Source organism: Rudanella lutea DSM 19387 (genome assembly GCF_000383955.1).
In the GTDB taxonomy this organism is placed as follows: Bacteria; Bacteroidota; Bacteroidia; order Cytophagales; family Spirosomataceae; genus Rudanella; species Rudanella lutea.
On record NZ_KB913013.1, the window covers coordinates 3,267,342 to 3,290,844 of the forward strand.

Sequence of the window (23,503 nt, forward strand, 5' to 3'; positions counted from 1 at the left end):
TACGGTTTTCGGTTCTGTTGATAAATTACAGTCAGCAGACCAACTGTAAACCAAAAACTGGACACTGAAAACTTGTTAAATTGCCCAGGCTTTTTGGCCGGGCTTGAGCGTAATGCAGCCTTCGTAACGGCCCGGTACCGGCACGTACTCCAGCGCCTGTGTACAGCCGATTTCCGACGTGAAGTAACCCATCAGGGTCAGGTCTTTCAGCATAGTGAAGAACGGCGTCACTTTGCGCTGCTCTTTCGGCATCTGAACGTCCTGCTGGTTGTTACCACCCTGCACGGCCTTGGCCTGCTGCGCTTTCAGTTCTTTTGCTTCAGCCTCCAGTTTTTTCACAATTTCGATCCGCTGGTTTGCGTCGAGACCGACAAATGCTTTCCCGTAGGCATCCTGCGATAACTTGTTGGTACGCGCTAAGCCTTCCATAAACACTTTCTGATCGGGTTCACGGTAGCAATCTTTCAGAACAATGTCGATGATCTCGTTTACCTTGGCTGCTTTAGCTCCCGGCGTTTTGGTGGTCGGGATGATCGTTTCGGCGAGTTCGGCGACCATAGCGTCCTGATCGGCGGAGAAAAGCAGGGGTTTGCCCGTGCTGGCGCGGAGGCTTGCCGAACGTTCGAGCGTGTCGGCCATTGCCGGGAGCGACATAGAGGCTCCGACGAAGGTGGCTACACGAAGAAGGGCGTCTCTTCTGTTCATGATTCGTTAAATATTAACCGTTAGCTGATAAACGGATTCGGGGAGTACAAATGTATAAAAATCAGGGGTTCTGTTTGCAGGATTTAAAGGGTTTTGCTCGGATAATTCGTTGTTCCGGTAGCTCCGAAACGGGAAGCCGATTGTACGGCCCTAACTACGGAGGTGTTATTCCGGTTATGATAGGGTATGCCCGTTACGAAAAACCCTATGAATCAGCTGGCTACCCTCCGCCAATTTCCGCAGTTTGCCGATGTTCCCGATGAGCAGTTGACGTGGTTTATCCAGCGGGCCGAGTTTCGGGCGTACGCTGAACAAACAACATTGCAGCCTGCTGGTGGCGATGTGGACTTCCTGACCCTGGTGCTGAAAGGGCGAATCTGGATCGATGGCGGGGCTGACGAACTGGTTATCTACGACGCCCCCGGAATTTTGGGGGTACTCCCCTACTCGCGGCTGCGGCAGGTAACTTTCCCGGTCATTGCCGATCCGGGGGCCGAAGCTCTGCACCTTCACCGCGACCATCTGCGCGACATGACCGGGCAGTGTTACGAACTGACCGAGGTAATGGTTCGCCAAATGACCGACCGTGTGCGCGACTTTACCCGGCAGATTCAGCAGGAGGAAAAAATGGCGTCGTTGGGCCGCTTGTCGGCTGGGTTAGCCCATGAGTTGAACAACCCGGTTTCGGCTGTGGTGCGGGCTGCCGATACACTCAGCGAGCAAATGAACGCAACCCCTGAGCGGTTCAAATCGTTGATGGCTATTCAGTTGCCTGCCGAACCGGTTGAGCGCGTGGTTCAGGTTATGTTCCAGCGTTTGCAGCAGAAACCCCCTACCCTGACCATGCTGGAGCGCAATGCACTTGAAGATGAGCTGACCGATTGGCTCGACGACCGCAACGTGGCTGAATCAGGCGACCTGATTGACTCGCTCGTCCAATTTGGCTTTAGCCCGGCTGATCTGGACGAAATAGGCCGTCAAATTCCGTCCGAAAACCTGTCGGCAGTGCTTGGCTGGGTGGTAAACACGCTCGAAACCGAAAAATTAGTGCGCGACATCGGCGAGGCTTCCCGGCGGATTTCTGAGCTGGTGAAAAGTATTAAGTCGTACACCCACATGGATCGGGGCGAGGGCCGTGAAGATGTTCGGCTGGAGGAAGGAATCAGGAATACGCTGACGCTGCTCAATCATAAACTCCGGGCGAAACAAATTGCGGTTACGCTGGCCATACCCGACGATTTGCCGACTATCTGCGGTTGGCCGGGTGAACTGAATCAGGTCTGGACTAACCTCATCGACAACGCCATTGATGCCATGCCCGAGGGTGGGCAGCTACAAATCAGCGCTGAACTCGATACCCGCGCCGACGGCTCTGCTTTTGTGTACACGCACGTTGCCGATACGGGGACGGGTATTCCCGACGAGATTCAGCCGAAAATTTTTGACCCATTTTTCACGACAAAAGCCATTGGGCAGGGCAGCGGGCTGGGGCTCGATATTGTACGTGGTATTGTTCGACATCATCGGGGGAGTATTAAAGTGGAATCCGAGCCCGGCCGGACCGAGTTTATTATTTGTTTACCAATTTAAAGAGTGAAAGAGCGAAAGAGTGGCAGAGCGACCAGGTGATGCCTTTTTCGCTCTTTCACTCTTTCACTCTTTCGATTTTTATGCGACTTCCCATCATTTTAGCCATCGACGACGATCAGCAAGTGCTCGAAGCCGTTCGGCGCGATCTGCGGCAGCAATACCGTCAGCAATACCGAATTATGGCAACAACGTCGGCGCAGGAGGCTCTCGACTCGTTGCCGGGTCTACAGCGTAAAGGCGATGAAGTGGCGGTGTTTTTATCCGATCAGCGGATGCCCGAAATGGCTGGTGTTGATTTTCTGAAGCAGGCACGGACTGTGTTTCCCAATGCAAAACGGGTGCTCATAACGGCCTATTCGGATACCGAGGCCGCTATACGGGCTATCAACGAGGTTCAGCTCGATTACTACATCACCAAACCCTGGGACCCGCCCGAAGAAAAACTATTTCCGATTCTCGACGAACTGCTTACCGACTGGCGCTCCAATTACCGGCCCTCGTTTGAGGGGCTCCGGCTGATTGGTTACCAGTTTTCACCCTTGTCGCATGAACTAAAGGATTTTCTGGCCGGTAACCTGTTTCCGTACCAATGGCTCGATGTCGAGACTAACCCCGACGCACAGAAGTTGCTTCAGGTACATGCGCTGACGCCCGCTGACCTACCTGTGGTGCTCGTGGATGAAGAGCACGTTCTTAAGCGACCTACCCTGAGTGAGTTGGGCGAAAAAATTGGGCTCAACCCAAAGGCGTCGCGGGCGCTGTACGACTTGGCTATTATCGGGGCTGGCCCCGCCGGGCTGGCTGCGGCTGTGTACGGAGGTTCGGAGGGGCTAAAAACGATCCTGATCGATAAGCGGGCACCCGGTGGTCAGGCGGGCACGAGTTCGCGGATTGAGAACTATCTGGGCTTTCCAAACGGGTTGAGCGGTGCCGAGCTGACCCGGCGGGCCATTGCGCAGGCCCAGCGGTTTGGGGTGGAGTTTCTGGCCCCGCAGGAGGTGGTTTCGATTAAGTCAGAGGGGCAATACAAGCGGATTCACATGGCCGACGAAAGTGAGGTGGTGGCCCGGTCGATTCTGCTAAGTACGGGCGTGTCGTACCGGAAACTTGAAAATGAAAGCCTCGACAAGTTTAGCGGAGCGGGTGTTTACTACGGAGCCGCTACTACCGAAGCCTATGCGTTTAAAGGGCAACCGGTGTACGTGGTGGGCGGGGGTAACTCGGCTGGTCAGGGGGCCATGTACCTGTCGCGGATGGCTTCGGAGGTGTTTATCTGCGTCCGGCGCCCTGACCTGACCGAGACCATGTCGCAGTACCTGATTGAGCAGATTGATAACACGCCCAACATTACGGTTTTGCCGTCTACCGAAGTGGTTGAGGGCGTAGGCGATGAAAAATTGGAGTGCCTGATTCTCGAAAACGTTCAGACCCAAAAACGGCAGACGGTGCCGGCGGCCGCGTTGTTTATCTTCATTGGGGCCAAACCCCTTACTGACTGGATCGAACTGGATATTCTGAAAGACGAGAAAGGCTTCATCGCCACCGGCCGCGACCTTGGGCGCTTTGCCGAATACCGGACGGTTTGGAAACAAACGCGTGAGCCGTATTCGCTCGAAACCTGTAGCCCCGGCATTTTTGCGGCTGGCGACGTGCGTGCGGGGGCTATGAACCGGGTGGCTTCGGCCGTGGGCGAGGGCGCTATGGCGGTCAGCTTCGTGCATAAATATCTGGCCGAGAGCTGATGTGCTCTCGGCCAGATGGTGGTGTTTTCCTGAAAAATGTTACGCTGAGGTCAGCTCACCTCAACTGCCCAACCGTTTGAGGTGTTCTTCGAGTTGCTGTACGTCGTGGAAGAGTACGTCGCGGGCCTTACTCCCCGTAAATGGCCCGACAATACCGGCTGCTTCGAGCTGATCGACGATACGGCCGGCCCGGTTATAACCCAGCTTCAACCGTCGCTGAATAAGTGAGGTACTACCCTGCTGATGAAGCACGACCATGCGGGCGGCTTCTTCAAACATCGGGTCGCGGTTTTCGAGGTCCACTTCACGCTCATCGTCAGCATTGCCGCCATCGTCGCCTACAAATTCGGGCAAGAAATAGGCATCGTCATAACCGCGCTGATTGCCTACAAAATCACATACCTCTTCGATCTCGTTGGTGTCCACAAACGGGCACTGCAACCGGATAATGTCGGAATTCGACGACAGCAGCATGTCGCCCATACCCACCAGTTGTTCGGCGCCCCCGGCATCCAGAATCGTACGCGAATCAATTTTGGAGGTCACTTTGAACGACAACCGGGCCGGGAAGTTGGCCTTAATAAGGCCCGTAATTACATTGACCGAAGGCCGCTGAGTAGCCACCACCAGATGAATACCAATGGCCCGCGCCAGCTGGGCAAGCCGGGCAATGGGTTGCTCCACTTCTTTACCGGCGGTCATCATCAGGTCGGCCAACTCGTCGATCACCAGCACGATGTACGGCAGGAACCGATGCCCTTTTTCGGGGTTGAGCCGACGGTTAACAAACTTGACGTTGTACTCTTTCAGGTTCCGGCAATTGGCGTCTTTGAGCAGGTTGTACCGGTTATCCATCTCGATACAAAGCGAGTTGAGCGTATTCACCACCTTTTTGGTGTCGGTGATGATAGCCTCGTCGGTATCGGGCAGCTTGGCCAGAAAATGCCGTTCGATGCGGTTAAACAAGGTAAGTTCTACCTTTTTCGGGTCAACCAGTACAAACTTGAGCTGAGCCGGGTGCTTCTTGTAAATCAGCGACGTCAGCAGTACGTTCAAACCCACCGATTTACCCTGACCCGTAGCCCCGGCCATGAGCAAGTGGGGCATTTTGGCTAGATCGGCGAGGTAAATCTCGTTGGAAATCGTTTTGCCCAGTACAATGGGCAGGTCCATATTGGCCTTGGTGAATTTCTCGCTCGTAAGCACCGACCGGATAGAGACCATCTCCCGGTTTTTGTTCGGCACCTCAATCCCGATGGTGCCTTTGCCGGGCATGGGTGCAATAATCCGGATACCCAGCGCGGCTAAGCTCAGGGCAATGTCGTCTTCGAGGTTCTTGATTTTGGAGATTCGTACCCCATCGGCCGGAATAATCTCGTACAGCGTGACCGTAGGCCCCACTTCGGCAAAGATTTTCTTGATGCCGATGCCAAACTTGAGCAGCGTATCTTCAATCTTGTTCTTGTTCTCTTCCAGTTCCACTTCCGACACCTGCGCTTTACCCTTGTTGGGGTAATCGGTCAGTAATTCGGCTGTAGGGTATTGGTAGCTGGGCAGATCAAGCGTTGGGTCGTAAAGGCCGTGCGTAGCTACCAGGTCAATCTCTTCCTCGGCTACATCAACGTCAAATACCGGGGTCGTGGCAGGAGGTTCCTCGCCTGTTTCGGCATTGTTCTTCACAATCAGGGTGGTTCCTACCGATGCTACGGGCGACGTCACCGGTTCGGGCCGGGTGCGAAGTGGTTCGGGCTCAGGTTCAGGCTCTACGTCCTCGGTCTGAACGGGCTCGGGCCGTGTCGGCCCAGCCGGAATTTCTTCGACTACAGCAGAGGCACTCGCACGGGGCGCATTGGTTGATGTGGGTTTGACTGGTGCCGGTTCGTCGTTTTCATCCTCATCGTATTCGTCCAATGTGCCGTCGGAGCCCGAATCAGGCGATGGTGAACGTTGGCCCAGCGTACGCAACCACGGCAACGAGGTAACGTTGAAGAAAAAGACAATAAACAGAAACAGCAGAAAGACAACAAGGGCCAGGCTACCCCAGCCAAGGAGGCTCTGCAACAGGGCATTCAGCTCGTAGCCGATACCACCGCACCAAATGCTACCCTCGGCAACGGAGTCGGTTGCCAACACGAAATACCCGGTAAACAGGCTGATCCAAAGCATTCCGAAGAGGGTAGCTTTGGTCGTACGGGCCAGCGGTAGCGGTTCAGCATTGAACGCCAGTTTGTAGCCCGACAGAAAAACGATCAGCGGTAAGCCCAGGGCTCCAATTCCGAACCAGCGGAAAATAAAAACGTGGCCGATATGTGCGCCCAGAAGCCCCAGCCAGTTTTTGGCTTCCTGCCCGTTGGTACGCACCGAAACATCGAGGGCGGCATCAACCACACTCTGATCGTCGGTACCGTTGAACAGATAGGATATAAACGCAACAAACAAACCCACCGCAACCAGCATCATAAAAACGCCTAAGGTCAGCGTGGAGCGTTGGTCGGTGAGCCATCGGTCGAGCGCAGCGGCCCAGTCGAACGAGGGTTCACTGGCGGTAGCTGTCTGAGACCGTCGGCGGTTGGCAGGCTGTCGGGGAGAGGCAGTAGACTGGGCCATGATGGGTTAGAAAGGTGGCTTCAGAAGTAAATTTCCGCGTTTTTACGGAGATGCCGAATGGCTAACGCAAAAAATCCTGAATGATTGCCGCAAATCGCTTCACGGTCAGCCCCGAAACGATTCATCGCGGAGTAATCCCTCGCAAATTCGTTTGGCCATTCCCGGTCCTTCGTAAATAAATCCGGTGTACACCTGCACAAGCGATGCCCCTGCCCGCAATTTTTCGAGGGCGTCCTGGGCGGTAAAAATGCCGCCAACGCCAATAATCGGGAATGCCCCGCCCGACTGCTGATGCAGGTAGCGGATCACTTCGGTAGCGCGTTCGCGGACGGGCCGACCACTTACTCCACCGGCTCCCATCTCGGCAATTGTAGCGGCCGGCGTATGTAGGCCCTCCCGGCTAATGGTGGTATTGGTAGCAATGACCCCCGCAATCCGGGTCTCGACGACAATAGCGATAATATCGTCCAGTTGCGAATTGGTTAGGTCAGGGGCAATTTTAAGCAGAATGGGTTTCGGACTGACGCGGCTGCGGGTAGCTATAGTTTGGTTTTCCCCCTGTAAAGCCTGAAGCAGGAGAGTGAGTGGTTCGCGCTCCTGTAAATCGCGCAGGCCGGGCGTATTAGGCGAACTCACGTTGACCACGAAATAATCGACTACGTCGAATAATTCACAAAAACTGATCAGGTAATCGTCGAGGGCGTTTTCGTTAGGGGTATCCTTGTTCTTGCCAATGTTACCGCCCACAATCAGGCCCGCCGGTCGGTTGCGGAGCCGACCCGCTGCCGGGCCTGCTCCCTTGTTGTTGAAACCCATTCGGTTGATGAGTCCGCCATCGGCCTTGAGCCGAAACAGCCGGGGCTGCGGGTTGCCCGGTTGAGGGCGGGGGGTAACCGTTCCAATTTCGATGAAACCGAAGCCCAGGGCATTCAGTTCGGGCACCAGTTCCGCGTTTTTATCAAAACCAGCTGCCATACCCACGGGATTTGGGAAATCAATACCAAACACGGTGCGCCGTAAACGTGGGTCATTCACTGTGTACAGTGAGCGGGCCAATCCGCGCATACCCGGTACAGACAGAATTAGTTTGAGGGCAGAGGTGGCAAAGTGATGAACAGCCTCGGCATCGAAGCGAAACAGAAGGGGCAGAACCAAACGCTTGTACATGCTACAAAGGTACGGGCTAAATGTCAGACCGTAGAAACAGCAGCATGGCTAAACCCGGTAAATTGCACGACCGTGGGCAGGCAAATGGCTGTGCCGGCCTACCCAAATAAGCCAGATGACAGGTAACGGTCGCCCCGGTCGCAAATGATGCACACAACCGTGCCATGATCCAGCTCATCCATAAGTTGTAAGGCAGCCCAAACGGCTCCTCCGCTGCTCATGCCCGCAAAAACGCCCTCTTCCTGCGCCAGCCGCCGGGTGGTAGCAACCGCGTCGGTCTCAGAAACTTCAATGATTCGGTCGACGCGCTGCGGCTCGAAAATCTGTGGCAGGTACTCGACCGGCCATTTTCGGATCCCCGGAATCGACGAGCCATCGGTGGGTTGGCAACCCACAATCTGAATCGCCGGGTTCTGCTCTTTCAGGTAGCGCGAGGTGCCCATAATGGTACCGGTAGTGCCCATCGATGAGACAAAGTGGGTAACCTGCCCATCGGTATCGCGCCAGATTTCGGGTCCGGTAGTGCGGTAGTGTGCCAGATAATTGTCGGGGTTGGCAAACTGATTGAGCATCAGAAAACCCCCTTTCTGAACCTGCTCTTCGGCGTAATCGCGTGCGCTCTCGATGGTTTCCGTCAGAGTGACGGTGGCCCCGAAGGCCTCCATGGTCAGCACACGTTCGCGGGTTGAGTTTTTGGGCATGGCCAGCTCAATCTCAACCCCAAACAGCCGGGCAATCATAGCTAAGGCAATGCCTGTGTTGCCGCTCGTAGCCTCAATGAGTCGGGTGCCCGGCTTTAGTTCGCCCCGGTCTATGGCCCCCTTGATCATACTGTAGGCAGCCCGGTCTTTCACGCTGCCACCGGGATTGTGGCCTTCCAGTTTACCCAGCAGTCGCACATGGCGGTGTGGGCGGGCAGGCGTAGCGGTCAAGCGGTTGAGTTCGACGAGGGGGGTGTTACCGACAAGGTCAAGTAGAGAGGCCATACGTATCGAGTTAAGCTTTGTTATCAAAGGCTATGCGCTGTCAATTAGTTCTCAGAAACGTCCGGAACCAGCACTTATGACGGGCATAAACCCGATCTGACTACGTATTTCTACGCGAAATAACAGTACGTGTAGGTATATAGGACGAAAATTATGATATTTACCATGTCGCCGGAAAGTTGCCTTGCCGAGCGGTACTATATCCATCTCATTTAATGAAATCTCAATTGACCACACTTCCGTTGGCATCCAACGAGCTGGAAGCCGTTGCACGTCAACTCCAGATGGCCGAACTCACCTTGCCATTCTGGGGCTATCGCAAGCCCATGCCTATTCACCGGATTGTTCGGTTAGAAGGCGAAGGAAATTACACGCACTTTTACTTTAACGATGGCACCAAGCTCATCGTTTCGCTGACGCTCAAACGGATTGAAAGCCGTTTACCCGCCAATGTTTTTGCACGCTCTCATAAGAAGAACCTGATCAATCTACTGTATTTGCGGGAGGTTCGGTCCAAGCGACACCCATTTATGGTGGGTTTGTCAAACGGCGATTATGTGGAGGTCTCGCGTCGGAAAGCCGCACAGTTTTACCGGCAGATTGAGACGTTTCAACAGCAGATGAACCTGCTACGAAATGTACCCGTAGCGTAAACAAACGTGGCTTACTGTTTCGTACCAATCGGCGTTTATGCAACGTCGTCAGATACTGAACAGCAAGCCACGTTCGTTTTTGGCCCGGTGGTGAGCTCTCACCATCGGGCCAATCACACTGCCAGACGCTTACTTCTTTAATTTCGCCAGCTCTTCTTCGCGCAGCGGTCGGCGCAGAATTTTGCCTACGTTCGATTTCGGCAGTTCGGTTCGGAATTCGATATGCTTAGGCACTTTGTAAGCCGTGAGGTTTTCGCGGCAGTAACGAGTAATTGAATCTTCGGTCAAGGCTTCGTCTTTCTTAACGACGAAAATTTTAACCGTCTCGCCCGACTTTTCGTTGGGAACGCCCACACAGGCTACTTCCAGCACACCGGGGCATTGGCTCACAACCTCTTCAATTTCGTTGGGATACACGTTGAAACCCGATACCAGAATCATATCCTTCTTCCGGTCCACGATTTTAAAATACCCGTCGGCGGTCATCACACCAATGTCGCCGGTCTTGAACCAGCCATCCTCCAGCACCTTGGCCGATTCGTCGGGTCGGTTGTAGTAGCCTCCAAACACCTGCGGACCTTTCGCCCAGATTTCGCCGGGTTCGCCCAGAGCAGCTTCGGTACCGTCTTCCGTCACACACTTCATGTACGTACTTGGCCAGGGGATGCCGATAGTGCCCACCCGGTTGCCTTCTTCCGTAACCGTGTTAGAACACAGCACCGGCGAGGTTTCCGACAGGCCGTACCCTTCGGCGGGTTTGTTGCCGGTCAGTTTCTGCCAGCGGTCGGCTACTGATGTTTGCAGGGCCATTCCCCCCGCCGACGTGATGCGCAGCTCGCTAAAGTCGACTTCGTTGATGCGGGGGTGGTTTAGCAGACCATTGTACAGCGTATTGAGCCCCGTAAACGCTGTGATTTTGTATTTCTTCAGGTCGTCGATAAAGGCGTTGAGGTCACGCGGGTTCGTGATGAGCAGATTCATCGAACCACTCTTCAGCGAAGCCAGGGCGTTGGTTGTTAACGCATACACGTGGTACAGTGGCAGGGCGGCCACAATGATGCCCTGCCCGTCGGGAACACCGGCAGGCTTCATCCACTCGTCCTGACAGATCACGTTGGAGATGATGTTCCGGTGTGTCAGAGCGGCCCCTTTCGATACACCTGTGGTTCCGCCCGTGTACTGCACAAAAGCGAGGTCGGTATTCTTGATCGCTACCGGTTTGAGTGGCTGCCGGCTGCCGCGGCTCAGGGCGTCGCCAAACGAAATAGCACCCGGCAGGTGGTAAGCCGGCACCATTTTCTTGACGTATTTGACAACAGCGTTGACAATGAGCTTTTTGGGGAATCCGAGCAGGTCGCCAATTTGGGTGACAATGACGTGCTCGATGGCCGTTTGCGACAGGATCTTCTCTAAGTTGCCGGCGAAGTTGGCCAGAATCACGATGGCTTTGGCTCCCGAGTCGTTGAACTGATGCTGCATTTCGCGGGGGGTGTACAGCGGGTTGGTATTCACAACCGTGAGGCCCGCCCGCAGTGCGCCAAACATAGCAATGGGGTATTGCAGCAAATTGGGCATCTGAATAGCAATACGGTCGCCTTTTTGCAGTTTCAGGTCGTTCTGAAGGAACGAGGCAAACTGCTGCGAGAGCGTATCCAGCTCACTAAACGTGATTTGTTTGCCCATGCAGGCATAGGCAGGCGCTGAACTAAACCTCTTGACCCCCTCCTCAATCAAGGCGGCTAATGAAGTATATGAATCAGGGTTGATATCGTGGGGTACACCCGGTGGGTAATGAGCTAACCAGGGCCGGGTTTGGGTGGGCGTTTGTGACTCCATGTAACGATTGGTTGTACGTTTTAAAGCAAAAATAAGAAATAAGCAACAAGTACACGTATAAAGCCCCCGCGAAACAGATTTGTTTAGTGCAATTAAAAAGGCCCGGCAGAGCATTTGCTCTGTCGGGCCTTTTTGTGGTTGTGCTCCCGAAGGGATTCGAACCCCTATCGATGGTACCGGAAACCATAATTCTATCCATTGAACTACGGGAGCCTGTCCGGACAGCTTTATGGGCTGTTTCGGGATGCAAAAATAATGAATAATGAATACTGAGCAATGGTTAAACGCATTTCTGTGCGCAAAATCTTCTCAAAACCTGGTTGCCAGCGGGCACGATTCGTGTAAGTCGATGATAGTCGACTCATTTAGAGCAACTTCATCGTTTCGTAATCGCCAACGTGTTTGAGATACAGAAAATGGATCAGCAACCCGTTTACGTTGTTGATCAGCTGATGCGCTTCGGGCAGGGTAGTTACTACCGTCGTGATGCGTTCAAACTCCGAGTCGTTGGTCATGCGCTGATGATGAAACCCCATGATCTGCTCGCGCGACATACGTTTCTCGACGAAAAAGTAATGCATGGCTTCGTCGCTGGTGCCGGTGCTTGGGTACCACAGGCGCGGGTTTAGCTTGGTGAGCTCACTGGGGCCGATGCTCAGCCCTATCTCCTCGCCTACTTCACGGGCGGCTACATCGGTTGGGTTATCGTCGGCGTCGACCATACCGGCCGGGTGTTCGTAGGTTTGTGAACCATCGGAGATACGCCGTTGCCGCACCAGTACCACAAATTTTTCTTCAGTCTGCTCGTCGATCAGGCACACCAATACCGAGGCCGCGTGGCCTTTCAGAAAGCAGACCGGCGGAATTTTGTCGCCTTCGGGAGTATCGGCATCCAGCTCGAGCATGGCAAACAAAACTTCGCCGTTGTGGCGCCGACGGATGAAGTGCTCCTTGACACCATGTACCGTAAGGCCGTTGGCGATCAGTTGACTTTTCCAGAACCGAAACTTGGGGGCGTCTTCCAGTTTTTCCATAATTGGGGCCTCTGCGGGCATTCAATAAACAACGAAGCACGAAGAACACACAAAATCGGGAATCCTGCGTGGCCTTCGTGCTTTCAATTCAACAGAACTTATTTTACAGTGCCGGTAGGCTCGCCTACGTAGCGTTCAAAAAACTCGTAAATCCGCAGAATCCGGTCGATCCGCTGCCGCACATTACCCGACCGGCTCAGCTCGTGCGTACCGCCGGGCATCCGTACATACTCAACCGGCCGACCCAGCACCTTAAGGCTCTTCATCATCATCTCACTCTGAATAACGCCCGTCCGGAGGTCGTTCTCACCATGTTTGATAAGCAGCGGGGTCCGAATATTCTCGACAAACGAATACGGCGAGTTCGCGTCGAGTACTTTCTGGGTTTCGGGTTGCCAGGGATAGCCACCGAAGTAGTTGGGTACCAGCCGCCAGGCGTTGCCCTCACCCATAAATGTGGTCAGGTCGTACACACCCCGCTGGGCAAAGGCCGCTTTGAATCGGTTGTCGTGAGCCACAATCCAGGCCGTGAGGTAGCCTGCGTACGAGCCGCCGGTAATTACCTGCCGCTCCGTATCGACCCAGGGTGCCTTGGCGGCATCGGTGGCTGCGGCCAGCACGTCCTCGGCCGGACCGGTGCCCCAGTCTTTCACATTACCCCGTAAAAAGGCTTCGCCGTACCCGCCCGATCCGCGCGGGTTAGCGTACACAACGCCGTAGCCCTGCGCACACATGTACTGAAACTCGTGCCACATCGACCCCTCGCCCGGCCCCCACATAGCCGAGGGTCCACCGTGCATGTTCAGCAGGAGCGGATACTTTTTGGTGTCGCCCGTTGAGCTGTTGGCAATAGCGGTGGGCTTCATAATCCAGTAGTCAACCGCCTGCCCTTTGGAGTTGGTGTACACCCGTTTTTCGGGGAAGCTGAGTGCTTTTTGCTTAACCCAGTCGTTGTGGCCTGTCAGAACAACCGGGTTTTTGGCGTCGGCATCGGCCATCACCAGTTCTGAGGGATTGGCTACCTCGGTCAAGGCCATGACAACCCGGCCCGATGCGGCATCGAAACTGCTGACACCTTTCTCAAACGGGGTGAGTTGGGTAATTTCTTTGGTGACCGGGTTGAGCCGATACAACGGAAAACCTCCGTTCGATGGGGCAGTAAAGTACAAAGCTGCTCCCGTTGTTGTAGCCCGGCGACCCCGTGCGGCTACAGGCAGGGTTGCCCAGCTAAAGTTACCCGCCGAGCGGTCGAACGGAATAATCTGGGTACCCGACACGGTTGTACCGTTGAGCGTGGCAATGCCCATCTGACCCACGTTGACACCCTCGGTGGGGCTGCTCAAAAAGGCCATCTGCGTGCCATCGGGCGAGAGTTCGGGTGAAAAGTAACTGCGCCCCTCCTGCCCCATCAGCACCGTGGGTCGACTTTTGCCGTCGGCCGCAATCACCACAATGGCGTTGGCCTGCTCGCGGTCGGGGTGTTTGAGGGTATCGCGCTTCGTAACGGCCACAATTTGCTGCCCGTTCGGGAACCAGCCTGATGAGTTGAACGAGTAAAAGCCACGAGTGATAGGCCGGGCCGGGATGCGTTCGGTCGGGGTGCCGTCGCGTACATCCACAAGGTAGAGGTGCGTGAAGCTCATATCGGGCTCGGTGGTTGCCTCCCCCTGAAAGTTGAGCCGCGTAATTACCTTGGCTTTCTTGTCGTCGACGTCTTTTTGCAGATACGCCCGAATTTCAGCCAGCGAACCATCCGGATTCGCTTTGATCGCTTTGTTGGGCTTCACAAAGTCGTTGTTGGCAAAGCCGGGCTTCTCCAGCGACCACGACGGTGTGCGCAGGCCGGGGTTGAGCAGGGTGTCATTCAGCATTTCGGCAAATGATACCCCAGCTTCAAACAGAATTTGATTGCCATCGGGCGACCAGCTCGGGTTATTGGCCCCGTACTTACTATCGGTGAGCTGATAGGCTTCTCCGCCGTCGAGCGGCATGACAAACACCTGCGATTTCCCTTTCACCGTCCGGACAAAAGCCAGTCGGCTACCATCGGGCGACCAACTCGGCTGACGGGCGCTTTCGGTGCCGCGCGTGAGGGCTTTGGCATCGCCCGCTTTCAGGTTAGTCAGGTAGATATGAGTTCGGTACTCGTACTCACCCGTGCGGGCGTCGGCGGCCTGGTCCGCGCTCGGCTCAATGGTAGTGAGGGTGTAGGCCGCCCGGTTACCGTCGGGCGAGAGCATGATGCCGCCTACCTGTTTGATACGGGTCAGGTCGGTAGCCACAATTTTCTGTTTCTGGGCAAAGACAACCGCTGGAAACAACAGCAAGAATAAAAGTCTAAAGCGCATAGCGATGAAGAGAATTTGGTAAAGATGTCATCTTGTTTGAAAAGATGACCTATCTGGGAAACAAGTAAAGACCCCATTCCTCGTTTCGAGAGGTGGTCCTGGTTTTAAAATTGACGATGAATTTGCTCGAGAAACCGGGCTGTTCGTTGCCGCATTTCCGATACTGACCCTGTAAAATTGTTGTGCATCATGCTGAAAAGCAGCACTCGGCCTTTTCGGGTGACAAGATAGCCGCTAAGGTTATAAACCCCGCTCATAGAGCCCGATTTGGCGAAGATGAACGGTGTGTTGGATTTGTACAGACTCCGCAACGTACCCGATTGACCAGCTGCGGGCAGCAAGGCAAACAAACGAGGTTGAGGTACAGTGGCCTGGAGTTGCCGCAGCAACGCTATCAGGCTGTTGGGGCTAAACAGATTGTAGCGCGAGAGCCCCGATCCGTCGACCCAGCGAATATCAGTCCGCTTGCCAAACGCGACGGAGTCGGTCAGGTTCATAATCCGGCGAGCGTTGAGGAGGGTGTCGCCCCGCTGGGCGGAGGCCATCAGCAGAATTTGCTCGGCCAGGGTGTTATCGCTGATTTGCAGCATCCGCTTGTACAGCGAGTCGGTAGGCGTGCCGCTCAATAACGTAGCTGAGCGGGGTTGGGCTGTCCTGACTACGCCAACCGGCCGGTTTAGTTGCTCACTCAGGAGCCGGGCCGCTAACTCAGGCGACCATCGAAAGGGTACATCCTGGCGGGGTGTCTTGCCAACCGGAGGTCGCACAAATCGGTTACGGTCTTCATCGCGCCGGACCCCGCGCTGTTGCCACGTCGGTGGGGCCAGCACGGTGCTATCCGCAAACAAAGCAGGTTGAACCGTAAAGTCGGGCCGTCGGTCAGGAAAGCTGAACCGGGCAAAATTGCCGTACAGTGGCAGCGGGGCCAGCTCGCACGAATAATCATCGTTGTAGTCGTCCCAGGCCCAGCCTGCTCCAAACCGGGGGCCAGCGTAATTGGCCGCCGAAAAAAACAACCGTTCCGACCGACTTCTCAAAAACCGGATGGCTGCCGAGTCGGGCAGGTCGGGATGGAGGAGCAAAGGGTTACCAGTTCCCCAGAAAATAAGCGAATCGCCCCGAATCACGTACCGCAGGGCAGGAAGCGAATCGGGCAGGTGAAGCAGTCCGGCATAAAAACTCACCAGTTTGGTGTTCGAAGCTGGTACAAAGGGCTTGTCGGCATTGTGTGCTACGAGTGTTTTCTGCCCAGCGGGATCATAAAGAGCAAAGCCCGTAACGTGGTCGGTGAACTGACTATTCGTGCGGAGGTCTCGGGAAAGCCGTTTTGTAGGGGAGCAACCAATCAGACAAAGCAACAGAATAGCGGGTAGGTAACGCATGGGGCGTGAAGGTGTTGTCCGCTGAAGCGGAAACACAAAGATGGGAACGCGGATCGAAAAAATGGGAACGCGGATTAAACAGATTGGAGGGGTTTAAACGGATCTCACCAGAAGAAATCCGTCAAAATCCTTTTGATCCTGTTCAATCCGCGTTCCCATCTAAAGCCGCTTGCGGCTCTTATCGGGCAATCATAATCTTTTTGGTTTCGATAGTATCACCAACTTTGAGTTGCAACAGGTAGAGACCCGTGGGCAATTGCGTCAGGTCGATGGCTTCGTTGATGGATGTACCCCGAACCGGTAGTGAGATTGTCCGCAGGGTTTGGCCCATCGGGCTGGTTACGGTAAGGCCGGCTTCGGTGGCTGCCCTGGCGAGTTTGGCCTCTACCCGAATAGAGCCGTTGCTCGATGGGTTGGGGTACACCGTAAACTGCACCGACTTGGTGGGTTCGGTAGCCAGAATGGGCGGTGGGGGCGGTACCTGAATCTGAAGATTATCAATGGCCCAGCCCCAGCCATACGAAAGCTGATCGGCGTAGAGCCGGAACCGAATCAGCACCACGTCGTTCGGCCGGAACAGGCCCGTTTCGAGCATTCGGATTTCACGTTGTTTGAACAAAGTCGGTGTACCCGGCGCGCTGGAGTTAATATCGGGGCTTACGCCACTCAGGCTGTTGTTCCAGGTCCGGTTCCAGTCATTGTTGTCGCGGGCATCGTAGCCTTCGATCATGGGTTGCCAGGTGCGGCCACCGTCTTTCGAACCTTCTACAATCACATAGTCGAAAAAGCCCGGATCGCCGTAGCGGGTACCTGTCTCACCAGGTTCAATGAGGGCAATTTCGCTGAACCGGATGGTGGCACTGTCGGGGTTTGCTTTGAGCCGAATGGGGGCCAGCAGTACGGCCGAGGTATTGTTTTCAAAATCGTAGGTATTGCCGTTGCGGTAAGGGTGTTCCGATTGCAGCATCGGGCTTTGGAAACCCGACGGTTGCCCAACGGTAAAGCCATTGGTGACAAAGTCGGCGGCCGAGGCAACCGGATCGGCAAATGAAGTGCTGTAACTGGTTCGGGCGGTTGCTTGCGGGGCTACTACGGCAATATCGTAGAAACCCTGTGCCGGAAATACCACCCGGTTTCGGGCGCGGGCACTGTCGAGGGCCACCACCCGATACTGAATACGGCCACCGGCCGTGAGCGAACCCGCCGGGAACCGGAGCCGGGCCATGTACACGCTATCGATCAGGGCTGAACCATCGGTAAGCTCCCGAATTTGTTCGGTGTACCGCATGGGGGCTGGCGTCTGGTTTACGCCGTTAATCTGGTACTCAACATAGGCAGTATCGACACCCGTAAGCCGATCGTCGCGGATAATGGCGCTGACGTTCAGGGTATCGGTACTTGTAAACACGTAGTAATTGTTGGTACCGGCTACAGTAGTTGCCGTGGGCGAGGTAAACAGGCCATTAGTGCGCAGGCCCAGCTGGGCAATGGTTGGCGGTACATTGTCGGGGCCGAGGGTGGCTCCGTAAATAAACTGCTGACCGGTTGACGACAGTTTGCCGGGGCTGGTAAATGTGCGGCCCGATGCGTCCTGCACCTGGAAATAATAGCCAATCCGACCCGTAGCCAAACTGGCCGGAATCGTATAGCTGTACCGATTGGTTGAACCCGCTACCAGAGTGGGCGTTACGGCCGAATAGCTGGCTACGTTGGCCGCTGCGGCTCCGCGCCCGATGAAGAGCCGTACCGAGTTGGGAACCAGCGTGGTGTCGCTGAAGACGTCGAAGGTCAGTGTGCGGTCAATCACCTCTTCACTGTCGCGCAGGGGTGTTTCGTGAATAATGGAGGTAGTTTTCCACTCCATATCTTCAAACATGGCTAGGGTAAGCGGGCCGGGGTTAAAATTGGCCACACCGTTGCTGGCTTCGGGCGTCATGAGCTCGTTGATGCTTCCGTCGGGGTAGGTGCGCTCGTCGAGGTGCGAGGTACTTGACCCCGGCTGAAACGACGAGGGCGCGTACAGGCGGGCTTTCTGACCGGTTTTCTGTTGCAGAATCGGGCCGTTGAAAAATAGGTTATCGCCCACAAACTGGTTGTACAGGGCGGTCGAATTGTCGGGGAAGATTGTTTCGTTGATTAGCTTTTGGCCCTGTCCATTTTCGACAAATGCATCAAACACGAACGTGAAAATGCTGGCAGTGTTGTTGTTACCAACACTCCGGCCGCTCACAAACCCAAGTCCGTGACCAATCTCGTGCAGCACCACCGTGACAAAGTCGAGCTGCGTGGGACCGGGCTTGCCGTCGGTGCCCAGATACCAGCTCACCTGGCTGTTAAAACTGGCCTGAATATCAGGAGCCGTGCCGTTCAGTTCGCGCCGGGCAATTTTTTCGGCCAGAGCAATCGGGTAAAATGCGTCCGTTTTCTGGGTTGGGCCGTACAGCCGGTAATAGTCGCTCGGGCTGGCCTGCCCCAGCGTTACGCGGTTGCGGCTGGGCGACCCGAGGTTAGTCCAGTTAGCGGTCATCCGAATCGGAATGGGCGATTTGATCACCGACTGCCAGATATCAACAGCCAGCTGGAAGGCTGCGCGGGCGTTGTCGGGAAAACCGTTGTAGGTGACAATAAACGTCGACGACTGGGGGGCGGCTGTGCGGGCGTTGCGCGCTTTCAGAAAAGCCTCGGGGGCGGGTAGTGAATAGAAATTGGTGTTATCTAATCGGGCGAAACAGGTGGTGCTGACTGGTTTGTCCAGGCGCGTCTGCATCGCGAATTGCTGATAAGCCGAACGGGAGGCTGTTTTTTGGCCCCAGGCCGAACTCATCACAAGCCACAGACCCAGGAAGGTCAGCAGCCGGGCGGCAAACAGAAATCGCATGTGAAGATAACGTAAAGAGTGAAAGCAAATACAGACAGAGTGATTTGGTAAGGTAACGACAAAACCGGGTTTGTGGTATGCAGCGGGCCACCCGGCAGGGTCAGGAGCCCTTTAATACCAAAGATACCGAATTGAGGCAGTATCGCAAGCCGGTGGGGGGCGGGCCATCATCGAATACGTGACCAAGATGGGCATCGCATACATTGCACAGCACCTCAACCCGATACATGCCGTAGCTGTAGTCCTTTTCGAACCGGATACGATCGGCTTCGAGTGGTTCGGTAAAGCTGGGCCAGCCCGTGCCAGAGTCAAACTTGTGCGTCGATTCGAACAGCTCGGTGCCGCAACACACGCAGGCGTAGGTGCCGGGGTCTTTGCTTTCGCAATACGCGCCCGTAAACGGTCGTTCGGTACCTTTCTGGCGGGCTACCCGGTACTGTTCGGGCGTCAGCTGGGCGCGCCACTCTGCGTCGGACTTGATTACTTTCTCAATCATGTGTAGGACTCGTTAAGCACGCTCTCTGCCTGTACGTGGGCCAGCCGGTGAGCGTTGCGGTTGTTGATAGAAAAACAATTCATGGGCTCAATTGTCTGCTTCTGGCGTAAATTTGTACCGTAAGAGGCTGCTACTGCATGACGCCACACGACATTTTACGGCAATATTGGGGTTACTCAGCCTTCCGGCCGTTGCAGGAAGACATCGTCAATACGGTGCTGGCCGGGCACGACACGCTGGTGCTTATGCCTACCGGCGGGGGCAAATCGCTTTGCTATCAGGTGCCCACGCTGGTTATGGAGGGCGTTTGTATCGTGGTGACGCCCCTCATTGCCCTCATGAAAGATCAGGTGGAGCAACTCAAACGCCGGAATATACCAGCCGCGGCTATTTTCTCGGGTATGCACTGGCGCGAGATCGACGCTACGCTCGACAACTGTATTTACGGTAATACCAAGTTTTTGTATGTATCGCCGGAGCGGCTGCAAACCGAGATCGTGATTGAGCGCGCCCGGAAAATGAATATTTGCCTCATCGCCGTCGACGAAGCGCACTGCATTTCGGCCTGGGGGTATGATTTTCGGCCGCCCTACCTCAAAATTGCCGATTTCCGCACGCTGCTGCCCAAGCCGGTGCCGCTCATTGCCCTCACAGCCTCGGCCACGCCCGAAGTACAGGCCGATATTCAGGCCCGGCTGGCGATGCAAAACCCCCACGTGTTTCGGCAGACGTTTGCGCGGCCCAACCTCTCCTACTCGGCCCTGCCCGAAGCCGAAAAGGAATCGCGGTTGCTTCGGATCCTGGGCAATGTGCCCGGCAGCGCGGTGGTCTATGTGCGCAGCCGCCGACAAACGCAGCAGGTGGCCGAATTTCTGTATCGCAACGGAGTATCGGCCGATTTTTACCATGCCGGTCTTACTACCCAGCAACGCGACGCCAAGCAGAGTGCCTGGATCAATAACCAGATTCGGGTGATTGTGGCCACCAATGCCTTCGGGATGGGGATCGACAAGCCCGATGTGCGGGTGGTGGTGCACCTCGATGTGCCCGACACGCCCGAAGCGTACTATCAGGAAGCCGGCCGGGCGGGTCGGGATGGCAAAAAAGCGTATGCGGTGTTGCTATACACGCCCGCCGACCTGAGCACCGTAGAGGCCCGCACCGAGCAGCAGTACCCATCGGTTGAGCTGATCCGGCGCACGTATCAGGCTTTGGCCAACTACACCGCTGTACCCACCGGGGCCGGTCAGTTTGCCAGTTACGACTTCGATATGCACACCTTCGTGACTAATTTTCAGTTGCCCCCGCAGGACACCCACTTTGCCTTGAAGCAACTGGAGCACGAAGGGTTTATTGGCCTGACCGAAAGTTATTTTCGGCCTTCGCGGCTGATGATGAGCGTAAACAACCGGGAGTTGTATGAATTTCAGCTACGAAATCCGCGTTACGAGCCGTTCATTAAGCTCGTGTTGCGGATGTATGGCGGTGAGCTGTTTACCGATTTTATGACGATTTCGGAGACGGCCCTTGCCCGCGCCTTCCTGATCGATCAGAAAGAGATTGAGGCCATGCTCCAACAGCTCCATGAACGCAACGTGCTCATCTACGAAAAGCAGAAAGACAAGCCCCAACTGACGTTTTTGACCCCCCGGTTCGATACAAGCCGGCTGCCGATTGATACCCACCTCCTCGATGAACGCAAGCAGCGGGCCATGACCAAGGTCAGGGCTATGTTGCGCTATGTGCAAAATGACACGCAGTGCCGCACCCGCCTGCTGCAAGCGTATTTTGGCGAAGAGCCGGGTGAAGCCTGCGGTATTTGCGACAATTGTGTGAAGAAAAAGCCCCGCCCCGAACCTACGCAGGCCGTGCGGGAGCAGGTGTGGCAGTACGTTCATCAGGCCGACGGTGCCGGGGTGTCGCCCCGCCAGTTAGCCGACTATTTTGCCCAGACCAATGCCGACGTGCTGGCACAGGCAGTGCAGCAGATGCTGGCCGAGGAGGTATTGCAGTACAACGCTGGCGGCAACCTGACGCTCAGACCTGAGTAAACCTAAGGCCAACGGGTTAGTTGCCAAACAGGCCTGTGACCATTGGTGAGGTCGTTCGTTCTATAATAGGCTCGATCTGACTAATTTGCGCCCCCAACCGTTTCTGCTGACTTGTTTTGAAAAAATACCTTCTCCTTTTCCTCTTCCCGTTGGTAAGCCCGGCGGCTATGGCTCAGTACCGTCCCTGGAAATACTGGGAAGATACACCCGGTGCGTGGTCAGTTGCGATTCAGGCAGGGGCGGCCCGGTATGCGGGCGATATGAGCGAGGAAAAAGACGTACTACGCCGGCCCCGGCTTGGTGCTGAGGCTTCGGCTTCAGTGCTGTATCGATTTGCCGATCGGCTGTCGGCGCGGGCCGATGGGCGTCTTTATTTTTTGCAGGGACGCCAGGAGGGCACGCGGGTCTGGTACAACAACCTGTCGTTTGTGTGCCTGAACCCCGAAATCTCGGCCGGTATCCAAACTGATCTTTTTCCGCCCGATCAGCGCGAACGGACTTTCAACCCCTACCTGTACGCCGGTTTGGGGCTTACCTACCTGAACACCATGACGGGCTATCTGGGTAAACTCGTCAGCTTGCCGCCCCTGCGTACCGAGGGGGTATCTTACAGCCGTGTGCCGCCCGTGTTGAAACTGCAGATTGGGCATCCGGCTTACATCTGGTTTCGGTACCGGCTGTCGCTGGAGTTTGGCTATACAGTTGTTTTCAGCGACTACCTCGACGATGTCAGTACGGTGTATCCCGACTTTAGCACACTTTCGCCCATGGGCCAAGCCCTCTCCGACCGGCGGGTTTCTATTGGGTTGCCACCCAATGAGCCGGGTAATCAGCGGGGAAATCGGGTACGGCGCGACGGCTACTTTTCGCTCTCGCTGCGGCTAACCCGGCTGATGAAAACCGAAGCCGACAGCCGGTACAAACGGGTAATTGGCTGGTAGTACTGAGCCCTAACTCAGTAAGATGGCAGAGAAGAAGGCAGTTTTGTGTATTTTTGAGCCTTAACACCGTGTTATGCCGTCTCCGTCAATCAATCCAGCCGTTTTCTCAGAGGCCCTTCTCAACCAACTTCAGAATACTCAGTACGGCGATCAGCCCGCCGAACTTTACGACCCCATCCGTTACATCATGAACCTGGGCGGCAAACGTCTGCGGCCCCTCATGACCCTACTGGGCGCTTATCTGTTTACCGACGATTGGCAGAAAGCCGTAAAGCCCGCCCTGGCCGTGGAGGTGTTTCACAACTTCACGCTCATGCACGATGACATTATGGATCAGGCTCCGCTGCGCCGGGGACAGCCTACGGTTCACGAAAAGTGGAATCATAACATCGCCATCCTGTCGGGCGATGTCATGCTGGTGAATGCCTACGAGCTGTTGCTCGATGTAGAAACTCCAATTCTGAAGCGCGTTATGAGCCGGTTCAACCGGACGGCCGCCGAGGTGTGCGAAGGGCAGCAGCTCGATATGAACTTCGAGACCCGTACCGATGTGACCGAGGCCGAGTATATCGAGATGATTAAGCTGAAAACGTCGGTATTGCTCGGCTTTGCCCTCGAACTGGGCGGCCTGATTGCCCGCGCCGACGATGCCAGTGTGGAGCACCTGCGTGAGGGAGGTATCAATATCGGCATTGGGTTTCAGTTGAAAGACGATCTGCTCGATGTGTATGGCGACCCGGCCAAATTTGGTAAGCAGGTGGGGGGCGACATTATCGCCAACAAGAAAACATTTATGTTGATCGAAGCCCTCGAAAAAGCAGAGGGGTCTCTCAAAGCCGAACTGCACAGCTGGCTGAACCGGACCGAATTCGATAAGGCCGAGAAAGTAAAAGCCGTTACGGAAATTTACGATCAGCTGGGTATTCGGCAGATTGCCGAGGCTCGCATCAGCAGCTATTTTGCGCAGGGTTTTGCCAACTTTGAGCAGGTTTCGGCCGAGCCTGCCCGCAAGGAGTTGTTGCTTCAGTTCGCCCATCAACTGGTTGAGCGCGAAAGTTAAGAGGTAGTTATCGGTTTCTCTGGTAAG

At 55.4% G+C, this 23,503-nt stretch carries 16 protein-coding genes and 1 tRNA gene; 6 read left to right on the forward strand and 11 right to left on the reverse strand.

Annotation, left to right across the window (positions count from 1 at the left end; translation table 11 throughout):
- Positions 1 to 75: 75 nt before the first annotated feature.
- Positions 76 to 705: a gluconate 2-dehydrogenase subunit 3 family protein gene (locus RUDLU_RS0113445; RefSeq protein ID WP_027303031.1), complete on the reverse strand. Its 630-nt coding sequence runs from the start codon at positions 703 to 705 to the stop codon at positions 76 to 78.
- Between the two features lie 207 nt (positions 706 to 912).
- Here RUDLU_RS0113445 and RUDLU_RS30425 point away from each other — a divergent pair, with 207 nt between their 5' ends.
- Positions 913 to 2,295 carry a sensor histidine kinase gene (locus tag RUDLU_RS30425; protein WP_019988907.1) on the forward strand — a complete coding sequence of 461 codons (1,383 nt, stop codon included), beginning with the start codon at positions 913 to 915 and terminating at the stop codon, positions 2,293 to 2,295.
- 80 nt (positions 2,296 to 2,375) lie between these two features.
- On the forward strand, positions 2,376 to 4,037 hold the full coding sequence (locus RUDLU_RS0113455) for an FAD-dependent oxidoreductase (RefSeq protein WP_027303032.1): 1,662 nt from the start codon (positions 2,376 to 2,378) through the stop codon (positions 4,035 to 4,037).
- Between the two features lie 60 nt (positions 4,038 to 4,097).
- Here the strand turns inward: RUDLU_RS0113455 and RUDLU_RS0113460 are convergent, their stop codons facing one another.
- From RUDLU_RS0113460 to cysM, 3 genes are all read right to left on the reverse strand, one after another.
- Positions 4,098 to 6,644, reverse strand: coding sequence for an FtsK/SpoIIIE family DNA translocase (locus RUDLU_RS0113460; protein WP_019988909.1), 2,547 nt, complete (start codon positions 6,642 to 6,644; stop codon positions 4,098 to 4,100).
- 105 nt (positions 6,645 to 6,749) lie between these two features.
- Positions 6,750 to 7,811 (reverse strand): quinone-dependent dihydroorotate dehydrogenase, encoded by a 1,062-nt coding sequence (locus tag RUDLU_RS0113465; RefSeq protein WP_019988910.1) that lies wholly within the window; start codon positions 7,809 to 7,811, stop codon positions 6,750 to 6,752.
- Between the two features lie 98 nt (positions 7,812 to 7,909).
- Entirely contained in the window at positions 7,910 to 8,797 is an 888-nt protein-coding gene (gene cysM, locus RUDLU_RS0113470; RefSeq protein WP_019988911.1) for a cysteine synthase CysM, read from the reverse strand.
- Positions 8,798 to 9,012: 215 nt separating this feature from the next.
- Between cysM and RUDLU_RS0113475 the strand changes: the two genes are divergently transcribed.
- On the forward strand, positions 9,013 to 9,450 hold the full coding sequence (locus tag RUDLU_RS0113475; protein WP_044129433.1) for a LytR/AlgR family response regulator transcription factor: 438 nt from the start codon (positions 9,013 to 9,015) through the stop codon (positions 9,448 to 9,450).
- A 129-nt stretch (positions 9,451 to 9,579) separates the two neighbouring features.
- Here RUDLU_RS0113475 and RUDLU_RS0113480 read toward each other — a convergent pair whose 3' ends face one another.
- From RUDLU_RS0113480 to msrB, 7 genes are all read right to left on the reverse strand, one after another.
- Positions 9,580 to 11,286 (reverse strand): AMP-binding protein, encoded by a 1,707-nt coding sequence (locus RUDLU_RS0113480; RefSeq protein ID WP_019988913.1) that lies wholly within the window; start codon positions 11,284 to 11,286, stop codon positions 9,580 to 9,582.
- Between the two features lie 141 nt (positions 11,287 to 11,427).
- Positions 11,428 to 11,499 (reverse strand) — tRNA-Arg (locus RUDLU_RS0113485).
- A 152-nt stretch (positions 11,500 to 11,651) separates the two neighbouring features.
- Positions 11,652 to 12,320, reverse strand: coding sequence for an NUDIX hydrolase (locus RUDLU_RS0113490; RefSeq protein WP_019988914.1), 669 nt, complete (start codon positions 12,318 to 12,320; stop codon positions 11,652 to 11,654).
- A 98-nt stretch (positions 12,321 to 12,418) separates the two neighbouring features.
- Entirely contained in the window at positions 12,419 to 14,668 is a 2,250-nt protein-coding gene (locus RUDLU_RS0113495; protein WP_019988915.1) for a S9 family peptidase, read from the reverse strand.
- Between the two features lie 104 nt (positions 14,669 to 14,772).
- Positions 14,773 to 16,050: a D-alanyl-D-alanine carboxypeptidase/D-alanyl-D-alanine-endopeptidase gene (locus tag RUDLU_RS0113500; RefSeq protein WP_019988916.1), complete on the reverse strand. Its 1,278-nt coding sequence runs from the start codon at positions 16,048 to 16,050 to the stop codon at positions 14,773 to 14,775.
- A 178-nt stretch (positions 16,051 to 16,228) separates the two neighbouring features.
- A complete protein-coding gene (locus RUDLU_RS0113505) occupies positions 16,229 to 18,928 on the reverse strand; it encodes a T9SS type A sorting domain-containing protein (RefSeq protein ID WP_019988917.1) in 2,700 nt (899 codons plus the stop codon).
- Between the two features lie 100 nt (positions 18,929 to 19,028).
- Positions 19,029 to 19,424: a peptide-methionine (R)-S-oxide reductase MsrB gene (gene msrB / locus RUDLU_RS0113510; protein ID WP_019988918.1), complete on the reverse strand. Its 396-nt coding sequence runs from the start codon at positions 19,422 to 19,424 to the stop codon at positions 19,029 to 19,031.
- 137 nt (positions 19,425 to 19,561) lie between these two features.
- Here msrB and RUDLU_RS0113515 point away from each other — a divergent pair, with 137 nt between their 5' ends.
- From RUDLU_RS0113515 to RUDLU_RS0113525, 3 genes are all read left to right on the forward strand, one after another.
- Positions 19,562 to 21,475, forward strand: coding sequence for a RecQ family ATP-dependent DNA helicase (locus RUDLU_RS0113515; RefSeq protein WP_019988919.1), 1,914 nt, complete (start codon positions 19,562 to 19,564; stop codon positions 21,473 to 21,475).
- A 167-nt stretch (positions 21,476 to 21,642) separates the two neighbouring features.
- Positions 21,643 to 22,416: a hypothetical protein gene (locus RUDLU_RS0113520; protein ID WP_044130312.1), complete on the forward strand. Its 774-nt coding sequence runs from the start codon at positions 21,643 to 21,645 to the stop codon at positions 22,414 to 22,416.
- Positions 22,417 to 22,489: 73 nt separating this feature from the next.
- Positions 22,490 to 23,476 (forward strand): polyprenyl synthetase family protein, encoded by a 987-nt coding sequence (locus tag RUDLU_RS0113525; protein ID WP_019988921.1) that lies wholly within the window; start codon positions 22,490 to 22,492, stop codon positions 23,474 to 23,476.
- Positions 23,477 to 23,503 lie beyond the last annotated feature (27 nt).

What these genes read in the sequence shown, in the direction of transcription:
- RUDLU_RS0113445 (WP_027303031.1), bottom strand. Translation starts at nt 705, where the DNA reads ATGAACAGAAGAGACGCCCTTCTTCGTGTAGCCACCTTCGTCGGAGCC.
- RUDLU_RS30425 (WP_019988907.1), top strand. Translation starts at nt 913, where the DNA reads ATGAATCAGCTGGCTACCCTCCGCCAATTTCCGCAGTTTGCCGATGTT.
- RUDLU_RS0113455 (WP_027303032.1), top strand. Translation starts at nt 2,376, where the DNA reads ATGCGACTTCCCATCATTTTAGCCATCGACGACGATCAGCAAGTGCTC.
- RUDLU_RS0113460 (WP_019988909.1), bottom strand. Translation starts at nt 6,644, where the DNA reads ATGGCCCAGTCTACTGCCTCTCCCCGACAGCCTGCCAACCGCCGACGG.
- RUDLU_RS0113465 (WP_019988910.1), bottom strand. Translation starts at nt 7,811, where the DNA reads ATGTACAAGCGTTTGGTTCTGCCCCTTCTGTTTCGCTTCGATGCCGAG.
- cysM (WP_019988911.1), bottom strand. Translation starts at nt 8,797, where the DNA reads ATGGCCTCTCTACTTGACCTTGTCGGTAACACCCCCCTCGTCGAACTC.
- RUDLU_RS0113475 (WP_044129433.1), top strand. Translation starts at nt 9,013, where the DNA reads ATGAAATCTCAATTGACCACACTTCCGTTGGCATCCAACGAGCTGGAA.
- RUDLU_RS0113480 (WP_019988913.1), bottom strand. Translation starts at nt 11,286, where the DNA reads ATGGAGTCACAAACGCCCACCCAAACCCGGCCCTGGTTAGCTCATTAC.
- RUDLU_RS0113490 (WP_019988914.1), bottom strand. Translation starts at nt 12,320, where the DNA reads ATGGAAAAACTGGAAGACGCCCCCAAGTTTCGGTTCTGGAAAAGTCAA.
- RUDLU_RS0113495 (WP_019988915.1), bottom strand. Translation starts at nt 14,668, where the DNA reads ATGCGCTTTAGACTTTTATTCTTGCTGTTGTTTCCAGCGGTTGTCTTT.
- RUDLU_RS0113500 (WP_019988916.1), bottom strand. Translation starts at nt 16,050, where the DNA reads ATGCGTTACCTACCCGCTATTCTGTTGCTTTGTCTGATTGGTTGCTCC.
- RUDLU_RS0113505 (WP_019988917.1), bottom strand. Translation starts at nt 18,928, where the DNA reads ATGCGATTTCTGTTTGCCGCCCGGCTGCTGACCTTCCTGGGTCTGTGG.
- msrB (WP_019988918.1), bottom strand. Translation starts at nt 19,424, where the DNA reads ATGATTGAGAAAGTAATCAAGTCCGACGCAGAGTGGCGCGCCCAGCTG.
- RUDLU_RS0113515 (WP_019988919.1), top strand. Translation starts at nt 19,562, where the DNA reads ATGACGCCACACGACATTTTACGGCAATATTGGGGTTACTCAGCCTTC.
- RUDLU_RS0113520 (WP_044130312.1), top strand. Translation starts at nt 21,643, where the DNA reads ATGGCTCAGTACCGTCCCTGGAAATACTGGGAAGATACACCCGGTGCG.
- RUDLU_RS0113525 (WP_019988921.1), top strand. Translation starts at nt 22,490, where the DNA reads ATGCCGTCTCCGTCAATCAATCCAGCCGTTTTCTCAGAGGCCCTTCTC.